Annotated in this window: 16 protein-coding genes and 1 pseudogene; 3 read left to right on the top strand and 14 right to left on the bottom strand. The window is 62.6% G+C overall.

Annotation, left to right across the window (positions count from 1 at the left end):
- The 14 genes and pseudogenes from RBH22_RS06895 to RBH22_RS06830 all read right to left on the bottom strand — a co-directional run.
- A pseudogene (locus RBH22_RS06895) lies at positions 1–1443 on the bottom strand (hypothetical protein); the annotation flags it as partial.
- A 357-nt stretch (positions 1444–1800) separates the two neighbouring features.
- Entirely contained in the window at positions 1801–3321 is a 1521-nt protein-coding gene (locus tag RBH22_RS06890) for a hypothetical protein (RefSeq protein ID WP_306676970.1), read from the bottom strand.
- Positions 3318–4142, bottom strand: a complete 825-nt coding sequence (locus RBH22_RS06885) for a hypothetical protein (RefSeq protein WP_306676969.1) — start codon at positions 4140–4142, stop codon at positions 3318–3320. Before RBH22_RS06885 ends, RBH22_RS06890 begins: the two co-directional genes overlap by 4 nt.
- On the bottom strand, positions 4139–5791 hold the full coding sequence (locus RBH22_RS06880) for a hypothetical protein (RefSeq protein ID WP_306676968.1): 1653 nt from the start codon (positions 5789–5791) through the stop codon (positions 4139–4141). Before RBH22_RS06880 ends, RBH22_RS06885 begins: the two co-directional genes overlap by 4 nt.
- Positions 5791–5985 (bottom strand): hypothetical protein, encoded by a 195-nt coding sequence (locus RBH22_RS06875; protein WP_306676967.1) that lies wholly within the window; start codon positions 5983–5985, stop codon positions 5791–5793. The genes RBH22_RS06880 and RBH22_RS06875 overlap by 1 nt, the downstream gene beginning before the upstream one ends.
- Complete coding sequence (locus RBH22_RS06870) at positions 5986–6198, bottom strand: hypothetical protein (RefSeq protein WP_306676966.1); 213 nt, start codon at positions 6196–6198, stop codon at positions 5986–5988.
- Entirely contained in the window at positions 6195–6515 is a 321-nt protein-coding gene (locus RBH22_RS06865) for a hypothetical protein (RefSeq protein WP_306676965.1), read from the bottom strand. Before RBH22_RS06865 ends, RBH22_RS06870 begins: the two co-directional genes overlap by 4 nt.
- 7 nt (positions 6516–6522) lie before the next feature.
- The gene (locus RBH22_RS06860) at positions 6523–7140 is read right to left on the bottom strand and encodes a hypothetical protein (RefSeq protein ID WP_306676964.1); all 618 of its coding nucleotides are present in this window, start codon (positions 7138–7140) and stop codon (positions 6523–6525) included.
- 142 nt (positions 7141–7282) lie between these two features.
- Entirely contained in the window at positions 7283–7558 is a 276-nt protein-coding gene (locus tag RBH22_RS06855; protein ID WP_306676963.1) for a hypothetical protein, read from the bottom strand.
- A 1-nt stretch (position 7559) separates the two neighbouring features.
- Positions 7560–8138: a hypothetical protein gene (locus RBH22_RS06850; RefSeq protein ID WP_306676962.1), complete on the bottom strand. Its 579-nt coding sequence runs from the start codon at positions 8136–8138 to the stop codon at positions 7560–7562.
- Between the two features lie 18 nt (positions 8139–8156).
- Complete coding sequence (locus RBH22_RS06845; protein WP_306676961.1) at positions 8157–8588, bottom strand: hypothetical protein; 432 nt, start codon at positions 8586–8588, stop codon at positions 8157–8159.
- 39 nt (positions 8589–8627) lie between these two features.
- Positions 8628–9047 carry a hypothetical protein gene (locus RBH22_RS06840; RefSeq protein WP_306676960.1) on the bottom strand — a complete coding sequence of 140 codons (420 nt, stop codon included), beginning with the start codon at positions 9045–9047 and terminating at the stop codon, positions 8628–8630.
- A 4-nt stretch (positions 9048–9051) separates the two neighbouring features.
- On the bottom strand, positions 9052–10536 hold the full coding sequence (locus RBH22_RS06835) for a hypothetical protein (protein WP_306676959.1): 1485 nt from the start codon (positions 10534–10536) through the stop codon (positions 9052–9054).
- 183 nt (positions 10537–10719) lie between these two features.
- A complete protein-coding gene (locus RBH22_RS06830; RefSeq protein WP_256289934.1) occupies positions 10720–10860 on the bottom strand; it encodes a hypothetical protein in 141 nt (46 codons plus the stop codon).
- 451 nt (positions 10861–11311) lie between these two features.
- Between RBH22_RS06830 and RBH22_RS06825 the strand changes: the two genes are divergently transcribed.
- The 3 genes from RBH22_RS06825 to RBH22_RS06815 all read left to right on the top strand — a co-directional run bounded on the left by RBH22_RS06825 (position 11312) and on the right by RBH22_RS06815 (position 12970).
- Positions 11312–11494, top strand: a complete 183-nt coding sequence (locus tag RBH22_RS06825; RefSeq protein ID WP_306676958.1) for an AbrB/MazE/SpoVT family DNA-binding domain-containing protein — start codon at positions 11312–11314, stop codon at positions 11492–11494.
- Between the two features lie 69 nt (positions 11495–11563).
- A complete protein-coding gene (locus RBH22_RS06820) occupies positions 11564–11899 on the top strand; it encodes a hypothetical protein (protein ID WP_306676957.1) in 336 nt (111 codons plus the stop codon).
- 261 nt (positions 11900–12160) lie between these two features.
- On the top strand, positions 12161–12970 hold the full coding sequence (locus tag RBH22_RS06815; RefSeq protein WP_306676956.1) for a type II CAAX endopeptidase family protein: 810 nt from the start codon (positions 12161–12163) through the stop codon (positions 12968–12970).
- Positions 12971–13044: the final 74 nt, after the last annotated feature.

Here is a 13044-nt window from a genome sequence, read left to right as displayed (position 1 = left end):
GGTTTCGCTATCGGCGAAGTCCCCAAAGGAGGCGCTAACGTCTCCTCCCACGCTTAGATCGTTAACTGGCTGTGTGATTTTCAACCCAATATCAGCGTAGTCCTCGCGTGTCGTCCCGCCTAATGAGTCGGACATTACCCACACCGACGAGGCGCTATCGTCCGTGGCAATATCGAGGTAGTCTCCAGTATCGTCACCGTCTGAGTTTGTCGTGACAAACTCGATTGTGTAGTCCTGCCCGGATTGAATCTTATACGGAGTGTCGAGCGTGACTGTCTGCGTGCCCGTGGTCCACGACGGATTCCAATTCTCTTTAACGAGTGTTCCCTCGCCCTGAGTAGTATCCGGCGTCTCGTGGACCATATACACATCCACGTTCGGGTTGTATTCGTTTCCATAAACACGGTCTATATTGACTGTTAGCTCTGTGACCTCTCCACTGGCGTCGGGCTGAACACGGAGTTCTATCCAAGTTTTCGCGTTGTTGGAGTCGTCTCCCGCGATGTTCCACCCCTGATCATTTGTGCCGTCACCGTGTGTATCAACCGGATTATATGAGGACGTCGATCCGTGGTGCGCTGTGACCTCCAAAACTGGCTTATTGTTTGATCCCGGTCCGGTCGGATCGAGGTTGCCGCCGATAGAGGGCGAAAACTGGCCTGAAGGAGAGTCGGAGCCCGAGACGTTGTGCCACGAACTTGAGGAGCGGCCGTTGAAGGTAACAGAAGCGTCCGAGGCCGCTGTCGTGCCAGCAACATCCAGGCTGAGGCTATCTCCGTCGGTCAGCGTCGCCGATGCTGATTCGGTTTCTGAATTGGTTACGCCGGTTGTATTTATCGTCACGTCTGAGGCGCTGTCGTAGTCTGACAGCTCCCACTGCGCGGACGTGCCGTTGGTTGCGCCCGTCATCGAGACGTCGACCTCTCCGGAGAAAGTCACCGTGTTCGACGAGAAGCTCTCGATCGTCATCACGAGCGAGCCGTCCTCGTAGGTCGCTTCCGAGCGCCAGGTCTCGCCCGAGGAGTGCGTCCCGCGGACGGTCTCGGGCGTATAGCCGAGTGCTTCTCGCAGTAGTCCGGCGTCGACGGCGATCTCCCGCGACTCGTGATCCTCTGCGTCGCGGAAGACCAGCGCCATCTGACCGCCACCGACGACGTTCGCGTCGGTTCCCATCACTTCGTCAGCGTGTCCGGGCGTCGTCGCGATCACTTCGAGTGAGTCGGCGTGGCCGCTCGACGCGAGGACTGCGCCTTCGAGGTCAGCCGCCGAGACCGGGATCGACTCGCCTTCTGGGACTTCCTGGGTGATCTGCGAGTCGGCGACGGTGACCATCCCGCTGGGCGCGGCCGCAGCAGAGCCAGCGAGTGCGCCGCCGAGCGCAGGCGCTACGAGCGAGAGCGCGAGCACGAACGCGAGCACCGCGGACGCGATTCGCCTGCTCACGCGCACACACCTCCGTTACGCGCAGCGAGCGCGTGTGAATTCAGCGCCCGCGCAAGCGTGCGGTTGCCGCGCCGGCGCGCACGCTTCCGGAATTCATATCGCCCGCGGGCGGCCGCTCGACCGTATATAAATGCGCCCGCGAGATCACGCCCGCCCGCACGTTGGACCGCACGCGGTGGCCCCCCAACGCGTGGGGGACTCCCTCCAAGGTAATCTATATTCGCGCGTGCGTAGCGACTCGGATATCTGAGAGGTTCGGCGGTTTGCCCCCAGATCCCGGCCGGCTCCCGCCGGTGGGCCCTGTACTTAAAGGCCCGAAGTGAGCGAAGCAGAGCGCGATCTCGTTGATCGAGTCGTTCAATCATCAGCACCCACCCCCCGAATGTCGCTGGCCGAGCTGGGCGTCTCCCCGTCGACAGGGATGCGCGCCACGGTGATCTGGCCGGCTTCTCCGGTCATCGTGAGCTCTTTGCCACCCGGAACGTCCTGGGGTTCGTCGAACGCCAGCGCCTCGATCGGGGATTCGAGCGGATCGAGGACGGTTCCGGATTCGACCGAGAGCTGTCCAGAGCCGGGATCCTTGACTACGAGGCGGTGTGCGTGGGCGTTCTGCCACTCGGCGAAGATCTGATCGTCGAACTGCAGCTGCAGATCTGCTTCCTCGTCGACATCGAAGCCCGTCTCGGGCTCGTCGACGCGAATCCGCAGCCAGCGGTGCTTATCTTCCGACTCGAAGGGAATGTCTTCCCAGCCGAACCACGTCGCACCCCACTCAGCGTAGCAAAGCCCGGTGCCGACCTTGAAGCCCGAGATGACGTCGGACTCCATCGGGACGGTCTCGAAGCCGACTGGAATCGATGACATCCGCGACGTCCGCGGATTGGGTCGGCCGTCGGGCATCGAGATGCGCCATTCCCACTCACGACGGCCCTTGTGGTGGATGTTCTCCTCGTAGTGGATCGCCCCGAACGGCGAGAACCCAGCGCGTCGTGAATCGGACATACACGAGCGGAACAGCGTGACCTTGTCGTGGGTGCGGTGAGCGTCCTGTTTCGCGTCCTCGGGAACGAGGTCACCCAGTTCGTCGAACAGCAGCGAGAGCCACTCGTAGTGACTCGAATGCTCGACGGCCGCGAGGATGAACGCGAACCACCAGTGCTGCAGCGGCGTCGGCGGCTCGCTCTCTTTCGTCTCCCACGACGGACGGAACGGCAGCGGGTCGCTCGTCCCCGGACGATTCGTCTCTGCGGTGAGTTCGGTACAGCCGGTGAACGTCGGATCCGGGTAGACGACGTTGATCGTTCCCTCGGGACCGTCGCCGAGTTGCTCCAGGAGGTCGAGGGGATCCTCGTAGGTGAAGACGTCGCGGACAACGTCGTCCAGATCGTCGACGTTCTCGGTCGGAGCGTCACCCGTTTCGGTCATCCACGTGGCCTCGACGTCGGCATCGGCGGGGAGCCACAGCGTAACCCAGCGCTTCAGCCGCAGCCACTCTGAGCGCATCGGAGAGCCACGCCAGACGACGATTTCACCGTTCTCGTCGATCAGCCGCGTGCCGATCTGTGAGAGGAGAGTGGACTTCCCACAGCCACGCTTTCCGACGAGCAGGGCGCCGGTGCCGCCCTCTGAACGAGTGCGCTCGGCGTCGTGCTCGTGGATCAGCAGGTCTGGGTAGACGATCCGCGAGGGCTCGTCGCCGTCCTTGGTGAAGTCCGAGATGTCCAACTGGCCGATGCCATATCGGGTGCGAATCTCGTCAGCGTCCGTCGGTTCGTCTTTCGGTGCGGAGTGCGTCCGCACGGACTGTTGCGTTTTCTGACCCCAGTCACGGTCTTCTGGAGCGCTCTTTTCGGTCGGAGTGAGTCTGTTGTTCGTCATCCTGAAGGAATGTGCATATCCGCGGATCGTTCGTCAGTCGCTTCCCCTGCACTCGCCGCCAACTCACGGACTGCGCGGTTCGTTGCGGGCAGAAGGTAGCGGGCGGCCAATTGCTCGCGCTCGCGGGCGTACGCTTCAGTCTCGCCCAACGCGACGCGCCTGCCTGCGCGCTTTTGGATGAGCTGGAAGTCGAACTCCTGGCCGCCTGGGATGTTCTCGATCTCCCCGAGCGTGTCGTAGTCGAACTGGTGGACCCAGTTCTCGAGCTCCGACAGCGAATCGAACCCGTCGAACCAGCGCTGGAGCCGAATGCGCTGGCGCTGCTGATACTCGTCGAGTGTCGGTCGAAGGACTGAGTGCGGCGATTCGTCTGGATCCGGCGCGGGGTTGTCTTCATCAACGTACTCCGTCGCTCGGGTTCGGAGGTCACGCAGCGCCTTCCGGCAGGCCGGGCGAAGATGCTTCGCCGCCTGTCGGTGACGCTCGTCGGCCCGCTGCTCGGCCGTAAGGAACGACCGCGGGTGATGTCGTCGACGGGCTTCTGCGTTGTTCAGACAGCACGCGACAGTGACGTCCTGCGTTGGCAGCAGGTAGTACACCCAGTCAGCCACACGCCCGAGCGTGCGGTACTGGAACGTATGCAGCCACTTCAGCAGCGCTTGCCTCGAAGCAAATCCATCCTCACGGAACGTCTGGAGCGCTTCGAGCTGCTCCTCACGCAGGCGGTTGAGTGCCGGGCGACGTGGATCCGGCTCGTCGAGCGGGTCTTTCGCGTCGGGTTCGACGTCCCAGTGTGCAGCGGCGGAGGGCTCCGAACTCACGCTTCGGTCACCCCCTTCGCTTCCTCAGACCACAGCTCGTCGAGGGCTTCTGGATCCTCGCGCTCGTGGGCGCGCTGGATGAGCGCTTCCGCGCCCTGCTCCTCGATCATTTCGAGGATGTCTTCGTGGCGGTTCTTCTCCGAGCGGAGTTCCTGGATGAGCCCCTCGAAAGTCTGGTACTCTTCGAGCGACTTTTCGAGGTACATCGCGGTCGCGTAGGCATCCTGGGCCTGCCCGACTGCGGGCAGGATCCGCGCGGTCCCGTTGTGCGCTTCGGTGTAGATCAGCGCGACACCGACCACGCCAGCCAGCACGGCCACGATCGGGCCAACGAGCAGGAAGAACACGGTCGCCGGAATCGCGAAGACGACCAGCGCCTCCAGGAGGCCGCCGATGTCGAAGTTGCCCTCTTCGTCGTAGATCGGCGAGCGGAAGTTGAAGTGCTCGCGTTCGATGTCGACGAGGGAATCGGCGTCCGTCGCGATGAACAGCATCTTGTCGGCCGGCGAGTTGTAGAGGTCGATCTCGGAGTTGATCCGAGACGCCCCAGCCAGCACGGCCGCGCCGCCGAACACACGCGCGAAGAACGCCCGCAGGCCCGTCGGGATCACCGCGAGCGCCCCGCCGGCAGTCTTGGTGATCTTGATCGTACGGAACTGCCCAGCGATGCCCTCACGGGCGATGTCACCGGAAGGCGTCTTCTTCGCGTCCGTGTCCATCCGGAAGAGCACGACGCGCCTGACGCCGTCCTCGTAGCGTTCGAGGAAGACGATCCCGACGAGTCCGCCGACGAACAGCGGGACGGCGAACGGTAACGCGACGATGATGCCTGAGAGCCACGTCGCGGCGAACAGCAACCCGAAGAACGTCGCGAACCCGAGGATCACGAGCCACGGCATAAGCCCCCACTGCGGGCCGGCTCCGGCACGACGGATCGCGGCCGGAACAACGAACCCGGCGAGGGCGGTCGTGCCGAGCGTCGGGAAGACTATCTGGACGAGTGCCCGCTCCCAGAACCCGCCCTCGGTAGTGATGAGGATGTTCTGAGCGAACGGCACCGAGTGATGGGTGAAGTGCCAGCGGACGTCCGGATGACCCTCGATCCACATCGTCACCTGCGTCGGCTCGGAGTGGCTCGGCAGCGAGATGTTCGCCCGCTCGCGATTCTCCTCGATCGTGAGGTTCTGCCGCGCGACCGTCTGGTTGACGGCGACTGTCTTCTGGATCGTGCCGTTCCCGTTCGGGGCAGCGACTTCGCGCTGCTCGGCCTCCCAGTAGACGATCACGAGCGTCTCGTCGCTCTCGGGGCGGCCGTACCGAATCGAATCGAGGTTGACGCGATCGCGCCGGACGGTCGTCCCGTGTTCGAGGAACTTATCGGTCGCGTGGAGCAACCCGACGCCGTCGTAGCGGACGGCGAGCGACGTGTACGTGTCGAGTTTGCGGACTGAGTCTGGTGAGTCCGGATCGGGTTTCGTGCCCTGTCGCCGCAGCTCGTCGATCGTGTAGCCCGCGTCGGCCTGGGTGGGCGATGTCGCCTGCATCGGCCGCTGGTCGGCCGACAGATCAGCGACTGCCGTCCCGACGCCCATCCCGACAGGGCCGACGAGCAGGAGGATCGCGAGCGATGCGAAGGCGAGTCGCCGCATCAGTCCAGCACCATCCTCCCGCTCTTGTAGACGGCCGCCAGTGCCACGATCAGCGCGAAGCCCAGCACTGCGAGCGGCATCTTCACGCCCACGAGGCCCGTGACAGCTCCACCGATCGCGCCGGTCGCCGCCAGCGCTGCGAAGAAAACTGTCGGAGCGATCAGCAGGACCAACAGCCAACGCCAGAGGCGCATCTACTCACTCACCTCCGGAGCGGAGTCGTCCGTCGGAGTCTCACTGATCACGCCGGCCTCGACGACCAGCGCGAGCGCCAGCACGAGCGGGAGTGCGACCCACAGCAGGATCGCCGGTCCGCTCCCGAACAGCGTGACGAGCGCGCCTGCGACGCTCGCGAAGCCGACCAGAATCGACGCACAGAGCGTCGCAAGATCACCACGTCGGGTCACGACGACACCTCCCGCTTGTTGAGGACCCACGCGAGAAGCACGGGAACGAGCAGCGCGACACCGAGGATGGGTCGCCGGAGAATCTCCGGCGAGAGGAACAGGCCGGCCAGTCCAGCCAGGATGGCGAACGCCATCGTCCCCGACGCGAGGAAACTGATCGTGCCGGTTTCAGAGGTCATTTGCGACCGGACGGAGGCATCTTCGCCGTTGCCGCGGAGTCGCCGGACGAGCCAATACAACATTACCACGACCAGCAGACTCGCCAGTGCAAGGCGGGCCTGCGGGCCGATCGTGAGGGATTCTGTCTGTAGTGTCATTGTCTTGTTAATCCGCGTAGGTCACCCCGACTGCGAGGACGAACACGAACGCGATCGCGCCCGCGATGAGCGCCGGTGTCTGGTACTGTGCCGGGAGCGTCCCACCGACGAGCGGGAGTGAGCCGCCAGCGCCGAGCCAGCCGATCCCAATCGCGCCGATATTCGACGAGATGAGTGGGACGTCGGCGACGACCTGAGCGGCGATGCCCGCGACTTCCGCGCCTTCGCCGGCGAGGATCACCACGAGCGAGAAGCCCAGCGAAATACCGAGCGTCCCGATCGCTATCCACGTCGAGAAGAGTCGCTGCAGTCGTCTGGAGACGCTCCGGGCGATCGTCTCGGGATTCCCCGAGGACGCCCACCAGGCCTCCAGCACCATCCACGCGAGCATCAGCAGGGCGACGCCGACGATGACGGGTCGCTCGCCGAGCCCGAACGTCGGGATGATCGACACGTTCCACGGGAGCAGCAGCGACCCGAGCAGGCCCACTAAGAGCACGCTCAACAGGAACGGAATCGACGGCAGCCGTCCCTTCTTCACGTAGGCGAGCCCGAACAGCACGACCATCAGCAGGAGGATCAGAAACCCGCCGAGGATCGCGCCGAGAGTACCGAGGAGGGACATCAGCTACGGCCCTCCTGGAAGCTGTCCGATCGACTGTTGCGTCTGTCGTTGCATCGTGAGTGGATCGGTCGTCGGGAGACTGCGGCCGCTCTGTGGCCGGATCGACAGAGGTTACCCCCGGTAGAGCGGGCTGCAGTAGTCGTCACGCTGTCCCTCCATCCGTGCGCGTGCGCCAACGGAGCCAGAGCCGGCGGACGAGGAAGACCAGGTAGGCCCCCGCGCCGATCAGTATCAGCTGCTGTTGGACGGATGGGTCGATGTCCAGACTCGGGAGGATCCGAATCGAGAACAGCGACCAGCCGGCAAACAGCGTCCCCGCGTTGGCCGTCAGAAACGGGACCAACTGCTGGAGCCCCAGGGCTCCGAAGAACCCCGTCGCCCACGCGAACGGCGATTTCAAGAAGTCTATTACGCTCATTCTATGGTCTACTCACTGGTGCGGCCGCGATGATGATGCGAACGAGCCAGAACAACCCGACAGTCATCCCGAGGCCGAGCAGGAAGAGGATCGCCGGACCGGCGAGGCCACCGTCGCTCGGGATAGACGTCCAGACCGTCTCGATGCCCTGCAGGAGTTGGATCCCGCCGAGACCGAATTCGTCGATCAGGACGTCAGCGACGTAGCCCGGAATGTCCACGAACGAGAACAGATCGCACTCGTTCGAGGAGCACCACGGAACGTTCACCGAACTCCCGTCGACGGTGATCTGGCCGGGGACCTCGAAGCCGGCGAGCCACCGGGTGAGGTTGATCCCCAGCAGCAACGCTGTCAGGACATACCCGACAAGCGTCGAGAGCAACACCCCCAACACGAAGCGGCGGGGGTTCTTCGCGACGACTTCGAGATCGTTGAGCCAGCCCGGGAGCGAGAGGTCGCCCCAGCCTGAGATGCCTCCGCCGCCGCTGCTTGTCGTGTCGTCACCGGTGGATCCGCCATCAGAGTCCCACGACTCGTCGCCGTCGTCACTGACGTACGCGCCTGAATCTGGAACTGACATCACCGCACCTCCAGCGGGTCACAGCGCATACTTGCGCACCCCCCAGAACACGGTTGCCAGTGCGATGATCAGCGTGAAGGCGAGCAGAAAGCCCAGCGCTGCGTCCGATACTGAGGCTTCTGCGCTGTCGAAGACGGCGTCGACGTAGTCTCCAGGGCCATCGATCGAGATGAGGTCCATCCCGCGCAGGATCCACGTTCCATCACCGAACAGCACCGCGATCAGGTCGTTCAGGAAGTCGAATCCTGCGTCGACGAGGTCGCTGAGTGCTTGCGCGACCGCGCGATAGTACGCGATGATCCCGTAGAGGACGGCCATCAGACTTGAGCCGGCAGCCGTCTTCGTCAGCAGTCCGACTTTCACACTGGGCGTGCCGTCTCCATCCTCGACGCGGTCGAAGATCGATCCATCGTCGCCCCAGTTCGTGAGGTAGCGGTCGCTATCGGCCACCGCGATCACCTCGCTGTCGGGGGACTGATGGTGCGATCATTATTCTGCGTCGTCTGGGCCGAAGAACGGGACACTTCCCAAGAACGGGACGTCCTGATCGGTGAGATCCTGCCAGAGGCTGTAGAGCCACGCCAGCACGAGGACGATCAGGAACGCGATGATGAACCCCAACGCCTCGGTGCTCAGCCACGCAGACGTTCCCTCCTGACCGGCGGAGAGAAGCCCTGAGAGGCCGCCGATGAAGTTCGTGTTGAACAGCGAATCGAGTTCTGCGAAGAACCCACTGGCGAACCCACCAAGCCCCGCTGCAGTCGCCCGAACTGGCGCGACGACCACGTAGATGGCTGCCATAAACACGCCGCCAGCGCCGCCGGCAAGGAACTTTGAGAGGGACGATGCGTTCCGGGCACTGTCGACGAGCGAGCTCGAACTCGGGACGTCACTGCCGCTCGAACTCATCGGCTCACACCGCCTTCCGAGCCTTCCGGAGGTAGTTGCCGATGATCGCCACGATGCCACCGACGCCACCGACGATCGCGCCCCAGATGCCGCCGTTACCACCGGCGTTGCTGAAGAATCCGCCGCCACCTCCGGCGGGGCTCTGCTGCATCGCCGTGACGTCATCCTGGGTCAGTCGGAGCTGAGACCGGACGACAATCTCCTGGCCGGGCTGGATCGTGTCGTCGAGGACGTGCGTCTCGTTTTCACCCGAGAACTGTCCCGTGACGTCCGTCCACGCGGTGTTGGAAATCTCCGAGAACTTCGTGTCGGAGGTGCCTTCGGCGACCTCAACGCTCACGTAGCGGTCGCTCGGGAGCGACTGGTTCACGCGAAGCGAGAGGCCCTGGTGGCCCAGATCGTACGCTTCAGGCACGGACAGGCGCGTGTAGATCGTCGCCTGCTTGTCGTAGGCGGGGTAGGTGTTGCCCGCGTCGGAGACTGTTGCCTGCGTGTCCGAGGCCGGCAGCGCCGAGCTCGTGTAGTGGACGGGGAAGCGCAGGTCGTGGACCGTGACGTTGTTGTCGCCCGAGAAGGTCGGCCCGAGCGAGCCCATCGAAGCGATCGAGACGTCACCGATCGGCTCGGTCACGGTCTCGGTCTCCCATTCGTCGTCTGAATTCTGGTAGTGGTGATCGCCGAACTGCCACTCGCCAGTCTTCTCGGCGTTCAGCGCGAAGATCGACGCGTCGACCGTCCCGGTTGCGGACGTGACGCTGATCGACTCGATGTCGTTGAATGTGCCGTCCGATCCGCTGACGGAGTTCGTCGTCAGCTGGCCGAACTGCTCCTGCCAGACGTACGTCCCGGTGCCGTTCGCGATGACCGCCGCGTTGCCCGTGACGTCCTGGGAGGTGTTGATCGTCGCCTGCTTGTAGTCGCCGTCGGCGTCGGTGAAGTTCACGTTCACCGTGCCGTCACTGGAGATCGAGTGGACGACCACGCCGATCTGGCCGAACTTCTTGTTCTCGTCACTCGTGACCGAGAAATTCGAGAACGACGTCGAATCGCCCGCGGCCGACGTCGTGATCTGGACGGCCTCGACGCCAGGCCCGGTTTCGGTGTCGGAGACCGATGCACCTGAGGTCGTCCACTCGCTCGCCGTCAGCGCCGACACGTCGCTCTTGTCGTGCGGGAAGGCTCCGTAGTCGGCGGCGTCGATCTGAGCGGGCGAGAAGGTGTAGACGTTCGGTCGCGAGTCGTTTTCGTTGACGATGGCATCCAGACTGGCTTGTGAGCCGTCATTCGCTTCGTAGGTCGTGACAGCCTGGCCGGTCGGGTGGGCTGCTTTCGTCAGCTGGTCCTCGTTGATGTACGGCGAGGGGGTCGCACCGTTCCCGAAGACGACCGTGCCCGCGGCCGCGCCCACGCTCGAAAACAGCACGAGCGTAACGAGCGCGATCGCGAGGCCACGGGCGCCGATGCTCGGGAGTCGCTCGCGGAGGCTCATCGCGACCCTCCGTCAGAAGGTGTGTGTGATCGCTGCCGATGCCACTGCCGATACTGCGTACTGGATTTCATTTGTGAACTCCGAGAAGTCGTTCTTTGAGTCGCCGTGCTTTCGTCCGTATGCGGCCCTCGTGGGCCTGTTTGCCTGCGTCGTGATGTTGGTAGGAATCCCAGGATGGCATCCTCAGAAGTGCGCCCGCGTGTCGGGCTGCGGGAGGCCCTGTCTGTACTGTCGCTTCGGCCACGTGCGTCGGAGACGGGCGATGTACTGCCGAAATTCGTCGCTTGCGGCGAGGCCGATGTCGACTTGGCTCGCGTCACTCATCGGCCTCCTCAGCATCAGAGAGCGCTCGTTCCTGCCGATCGCGCTCAGTCTGCTCGACGTGTTGGCGCAGTCGCTGCGTCTCGTCGAGCAGATCAGTCACGGTCTGGCCTCCCAGCGCTATCGAATTCCTGCCACGTGGCAGACGGTTCGACGTGCTCGCGCTGTTGCTCGGCGTCTGTTCGCCTGTCGTGTCGGCCCTCCTCGTTGTCTGAAAAGGAGGGTTCGGGGCGGAAGCCCCGCGTTCTCCAGTCATAGTCTGGCTCCGACCGGTGATCCGGAGCGACCGGGCCGGCCGTCGCCTCAAAACGCAGTGCCTTCGAACCTAAACCCTCGAAATAAGGTGTGTGCGGGTGTGTGAAGGTGATTGCCAGTACTTGCAGGTGTGTGCAGGTGTGCGCATCACAGCACCCCCATCTGACGGCTTAAGTGATACTGACCCCTGAGTTGAGATATGAGACGTGAAGAGGGGCGTACGCAGACGGTGGTTGTGCAGGAGGCGACGCGGTCACTTCGCGTCACGATACCTCACGAGGCCGCCGAATCGCTCGATATCGACCCCGGCGAAGCGTTACTCGTGAAGCCAGACGGTGACGAACTGCGGATTCGGAAAGCCGAGTCGGTCTGGGACGACTGATCGCGAACTGAGGAACCAGAATCACAGAAAGATCTGTATAGCTTGCCGATCAGATCCGGCTGAGAAACGATGAGCCGGAGTATCGAGATAACTGGCAAATCGCTGATCTACGTCTTTTATCTCGTCTCGCTGGCTGGGCTCGTCTCGATTTTGGCTTTCATCGTGTTCCCACTGGAGGATCCTGGTAGCGTCGGGTTGGCCGTTCTACTCGTGGTTTTGACGCTCGCTGGCGTTGTTGGCTTTTGGCGACGAGTGACTGACCGGGAACCGGAGCACCTCGGGACGGTCGAAGATCTTGCCTACGACCCGATCGCGTACCCCGGCCAAGTGGCAAAGCACAATTGGATCAAGGCGGTTCGCCGCCTCCCTGACTGGGAAGAGAGCAAGGACGAGAATGAGGAGTGACCGCTCGGCTGCTGGGTCTTGTCTGATCCTCTCCCAGGGTGTCATAGAAGATTTACCACAGAGTTCATATCACGGCTATACAACTGAATCTACCGTAAGAATTTGATTGTTTGTTGATTATACGATGGTCGTGATTCGCGTGCGCGTATATTATGAGATTGTAAAATCCCGTGAGCGGACTGGAATTATCGCGCTTTGCTGTGAGTCATCATACCACCTATGTCAGTACGTCTATATATGCTCAGTTATCGTAATGGATGTATGGTATCGATTGTCGAACGTCATCCGGTCGGATTCACACTCGGGTTTACAGCTGCACTTGTTGTCTTGACGGTACTCACACGAACTTTACTCCAGGCTGCCGTCCCACAGTTGACGCTTCACGGAATTGGGCTCGTTCTCAATTGGGTCTTCGTGATGATTAGCATCGGTCTCGTCACCTGGCTCGGTTGGTGGGAGAAAATCCGGCTCACAGCACCAGTCAATCGGCGGGCAGCTGTCTATCTGCTTCCCTTCGCAGCCGTGGTCGTGGTCCCAGTTATGTTTGGGCTCGTCATTCCTGAGGTTTCGCTAATTCAAGGACAAACTCTGCCGCCGTGGGCAGCCCTCGTCGTGATCATCGTAGGCGTGGCGTTGGGTGCCGCTATCTCTGAAGAACTCATTTATCGTGGGGTGCTGCTCCGGGCACTAGAGCCTCGGAGCCGCCTGTTAGCTGTCGTACTGCCAGCCACGATGTTTGGCCTGGCTCACATCTCACAAGTCATCCTTGGGAATTCACTGGCTGAGTGGCTTCCACAGATGCTGCTGATCATTCCGCTGGGGATCGGGCTCGGTGCGATCGCATTCCGGTTGGAGAGCCTCTGGCCGCTCGTCGCTTGGCACTTCGCAGTTGATGTAACCGGGTCATTAGTAGCGACAACATCGGTAGTCTATGAATTGGTCACAATCGGATTCGTCCTAGTCGCTGGAATGATCGGCGTGTGGTTGCTCTGGCAGGGCCGGCGAGTGAAACACGACACGCACCGTCAGCCTGTAAGCACGGCTCTCGACGAGGTTGGTGTAGAAAAATAACATAGAGCAGTCACAGCGGCTGATTCGAGGGCAAGCGTGGGACGTGAGTTACCTGTAGTGAGCGTTCCTTGGTG

Source organism: Halobellus sp. H-GB7, from assembly GCF_030848585.1.
In the GTDB taxonomy this organism is placed as follows: Archaea; Halobacteriota; Halobacteria; order Halobacteriales; family Haloferacaceae; genus Haloquadratum; species Haloquadratum inordinatus.
This window is presented reverse-complemented; position numbering and strand designations above follow the sequence as displayed.

What these genes read in the sequence shown, in the direction of transcription:
- RBH22_RS06820 (WP_306676957.1), top strand. Translation starts at nt 11,564, where the DNA reads ATGAGCCGGAGTATCGAGATAACTGGCAAATCGCTGATCTACGTCTTT.
- RBH22_RS06860 (WP_306676964.1), bottom strand. Translation starts at nt 7,140, where the DNA reads ATGTCCCTCCTCGGTACTCTCGGCGCGATCCTCGGCGGGTTTCTGATC.
- RBH22_RS06865 (WP_306676965.1), bottom strand. Translation starts at nt 6,515, where the DNA reads ATGACACTACAGACAGAATCCCTCACGATCGGCCCGCAGGCCCGCCTT.
- RBH22_RS06830 (WP_256289934.1), bottom strand. Translation starts at nt 10,860, where the DNA reads ATGAGTGACGCGAGCCAAGTCGACATCGGCCTCGCCGCAAGCGACGAA.
- RBH22_RS06815 (WP_306676956.1), top strand. Translation starts at nt 12,161, where the DNA reads ATGGTATCGATTGTCGAACGTCATCCGGTCGGATTCACACTCGGGTTT.
- RBH22_RS06840 (WP_306676960.1), bottom strand. Translation starts at nt 9,047, where the DNA reads ATGAGTTCGAGCGGCAGTGACGTCCCGAGTTCGAGCTCGCTCGTCGAC.
- RBH22_RS06855 (WP_306676963.1), bottom strand. Translation starts at nt 7,558, where the DNA reads ATGAGCGTAATAGACTTCTTGAAATCGCCGTTCGCGTGGGCGACGGGG.
- RBH22_RS06890 (WP_306676970.1), bottom strand. Translation starts at nt 3,321, where the DNA reads ATGACGAACAACAGACTCACTCCGACCGAAAAGAGCGCTCCAGAAGAC.
- RBH22_RS06825 (WP_306676958.1), top strand. Translation starts at nt 11,312, where the DNA reads ATGAGACGTGAAGAGGGGCGTACGCAGACGGTGGTTGTGCAGGAGGCG.
- RBH22_RS06850 (WP_306676962.1), bottom strand. Translation starts at nt 8,138, where the DNA reads ATGTCAGTTCCAGATTCAGGCGCGTACGTCAGTGACGACGGCGACGAG.
- RBH22_RS06835 (WP_306676959.1), bottom strand. Translation starts at nt 10,536, where the DNA reads ATGAGCCTCCGCGAGCGACTCCCGAGCATCGGCGCCCGTGGCCTCGCG.
- RBH22_RS06875 (WP_306676967.1), bottom strand. Translation starts at nt 5,985, where the DNA reads ATGCGCCTCTGGCGTTGGCTGTTGGTCCTGCTGATCGCTCCGACAGTT.
- RBH22_RS06880 (WP_306676968.1), bottom strand. Translation starts at nt 5,791, where the DNA reads ATGCGGCGACTCGCCTTCGCATCGCTCGCGATCCTCCTGCTCGTCGGC.